The organism is Candidatus Burkholderia verschuerenii (genome assembly GCF_001189365.1).
Classification (GTDB): Bacteria; Pseudomonadota; Gammaproteobacteria; order Burkholderiales; family Burkholderiaceae; genus Caballeronia; species Caballeronia verschuerenii.
Window position 1 is genome coordinate 1 of record NZ_LFJJ01000317.1, and the last position, 2,902, is coordinate 2,902.

General features: G+C 61.1%; 3 protein-coding genes. All 3 read left to right on the forward strand.

Going from position 1 to position 2,902, the window contains the following annotated elements; translation table 11 throughout:
• Window positions 1-170 precede the first annotated feature (170 nt).
• The 3 genes from xseA (at window position 171) to BVER_RS28450 (ending at window position 2,732) form a co-directional block, all read left to right on the forward strand.
• Window positions 171-1,538, forward strand: a complete 1,368-nt coding sequence (xseA, locus tag BVER_RS28440) for an exodeoxyribonuclease VII large subunit (protein WP_050456089.1) — start codon at window positions 171-173, stop codon at window positions 1,536-1,538.
• Window positions 1,539-1,738: 200 nt separating this feature from the next.
• Window positions 1,739-2,320 carry a superoxide dismutase gene (locus BVER_RS28445; RefSeq protein ID WP_050456090.1) on the forward strand — a complete coding sequence of 194 codons (582 nt, stop codon included), beginning with the start codon at window positions 1,739-1,741 and terminating at the stop codon, window positions 2,318-2,320.
• Between the two features lie 172 nt (window positions 2,321-2,492).
• Entirely contained in the window at window positions 2,493-2,732 is a 240-nt protein-coding gene (locus BVER_RS28450; RefSeq protein WP_050456091.1) for a hypothetical protein, read from the forward strand.
• Window positions 2,733-2,902 lie beyond the last annotated feature (170 nt).

A 2,902-nucleotide genomic window follows, 5' to 3' on the forward strand; every position in this document is an offset into this window, starting at 1 on the left:
TCGTACAGCAGGTCACGGCTTCACGCTCCGATGTTCTGGTGGTTGAATGTGACAAGGCAGAGAAGAGCTTTGCCATCCCCTACGTTGCCGATTTACGTCCGGCGGACGGCGACACGCGTCGCACTTGTCCATAAGTCTTATCGTCATATTACAGGTTTTTTCTTTCCTCAATGACTCCCGATCCCCTGTCGACACAAGGCGGCGATGCCGTCATTCCCGTTTCCGTGCTCAACCGTGCGATCAGCACGATGCTCGAACGATCCTTCCCGCTCGTGTGGGTGTCCGGCGAAGTGTCGAACTTCATGCGCGCCGCGAGCGGCCACTGGTATTTCTCGATCAAGGACGCCAACGCGCAGATGCGCTGCGTGATGTTTCGAGGCCGCGCGCAGTACGCCGAGTTCACGCCGCGCGAAGGCGACAAGATCGAAGTGCGCGCGCTGGTCACGATGTACGAGCCGCGCGGCGAATTGCAGCTCAATGTCGAAGCGGTGCGCCGCACGGGGCAGGGCAGGCTGTATGAAGCGTTTCTGCGTCTGAAGGCGCAGCTCGAAAGCGAAGGGCTGTTTGCGGCGGAGCGCAAGCGCGCGCTGCCGTCGCATCCGCGCGGTATCGGCATTGTGACGTCCTTGCAGGCGGCGGCGTTGCGCGATGTGCTGACGACGCTCGCGCGCCGCGCGCCGCATGTGCCGGTCGTCGTGTATCTGGCGCCGGTGCAGGGCGTGGGCGTCAGCGCGAAGCTCGCGGCGATGGTCGATGCCGCGAACGCGCGACGCGAAGTGGACGTGCTGATCGTCTGTCGCGGCGGCGGATCGATCGAGGATCTGTGGGCGTTCAACGAGGAAGTGCTGGCGCGCGCGATTGCGGAGAGCGCGATTCCGGTGGTGAGCGGCGTCGGACACGAAACGGATTTCACCATTGCCGATTTCGCCGCCGACGTGCGCGCGCCGACGCCGACCGCCGCCGCCGAGCTCGTCAGTCCGCAGCGCGTGTTGCTGCTGCGCGATCTGGATCATCGGCACGCGACGCTCGCGCGCGGTTTCGGCCGCATGATGGAACGTCGCGCGCAACAACTCGACTGGCTCGCGCGGCGGCTCGTGAGTCCGGCCGAGCGTTTGCAGCGTCAGCGCGTGCATCTGCGGCAACTGGCGAGCCGGCTCGCGGCGGCGGGCGCGCGTCCGGTGCGCGATGCGCGGGCGCATTTCGCGCTGGTGCAGTATCGATGGGAACGGCGGCGGCCGGATGTGGGCGTCGAACGCGAGCATCTGATGCGGCTTGCGCAGCGCGTCGGCCGGGCCGGCGAGCGGCGCGTGGAGCGAGAGAAGGCGTGCGTATCGGAACTGGCGGCGCGCTTGCAGGTGCTGAGCCCGCAGCGCACACTCGAACGAGGTTACGCGGCGCTGATCGATACGCAAACCGGACGCGCGATGCGCGCGCCGCACGCGCTCAAGCCGAAGCGTCCGCTGACGGTGCATCTCGCCGAAGGCTCCGCCGATGTCCTGCTCGCCGACGTGCAGCCGCGCTTGTCCGACGAATTCTGAGCAGGGCAGTGTCCGTACATTTGACGCGGCGAGCGATGCCGCCGCGAGCACTTTTTACGCCGCGCGACGCTTGCGAAAAGCGATCTTCCTCATAAAAGGCATGCGGTTTGCGGGGTTATCCCAACTCACCTACAATCCATTGCTCAACTGCGTCACGTCTCACCATCCCCCACAAACCACATAGAAAGGAAGCTCGCATCATGGAACATATGCTCCCGCCGCTGCCGTTCGAAAAGAACGCGCTCGCTCCGCACATGTCGGAAGAAACGCTCGAGTATCACTATGGCAAGCATCACCAGACCTATGTGACGAACCTGAACAAGCTGATTCCGGGCACCGAATTCGAGAACCTGTCCCTCGAAGAAATCGTGAAGAAGTCCTCGGGCGGCGTGTTCAACAACTCCGCGCAAGTCTGGAATCACACGTTCTTCTGGAACAGCCTGTCGCCCAAGGGCGGCGGCGCACCGACCAGCGCGCTGGCTGACGCCATCAACGCCAAGTACGGTTCCTTCGACAAGTTCAAGGAAGAATTCGCCAAGGTCGCGACCGGCACGTTCGGTTCGGGCTGGACGTGGCTCGTTAAGAAGACGGACGGTTCGGTCGATATAGTCTCGACCAGCAACGCCGCCACGCCGCTCACGACCGATGCGAAGGCACTGCTCACCATCGACGTGTGGGAGCATGCTTACTACATCGACTATCGCAATGCGCGTCCGAAGTTCATCGAGGCTTACTGGAACATCGCGAACTGGGATTTTGCTTCGAAGAATTTCGGTGCTTGAGTGTAGGTGAGGTTGGAGGCTTTCGTTTTTGTGAAGCGAAGGTCGTGAAAAGCCGGATCGGTTTTCGATGCGGCTTTTTTGTATGTGCTGATTGGCGAAGATTCGGAGGAATGCGCTTATCGGAGAGAGGGCTGGATCGATAGAATGTGAGCGGTCTTTTGAAAGGCGCTCAATGCTTGCAAGCGATGTGGTTCTTGAAGAGATTCCCTCCGATTCGATGGAATCGTTCGGAATGCTTATTTATGAAGATGATGTATGGGATTTGAGTCATCTCGATTCCTTGGCCTTCCAATGCGAACTCAAACCGGGCTTTCTGGTGACGGTGATCGTCACGTCTCCCGCCATTGCTTTACACGGAGCTTTGCTCGCGATGCGCGCTTGCCAGAAGATTCCCGCTTCAAGAGATATTTGACGATGGTCGCGAGCGCCGTATTTTGTGCCGTGAAAGATACGAGATTTCAGTTGTGTGCGTCAAGTTGTGCAGAAATCGGATGCCGGTGGTTTCAGTTGATCCTTCTGTGCGACGTGCGGCGCGAAGGGCGTAGCCCGCAGCGCCGAACGCCGCGCGGCCGCTATGCAGCA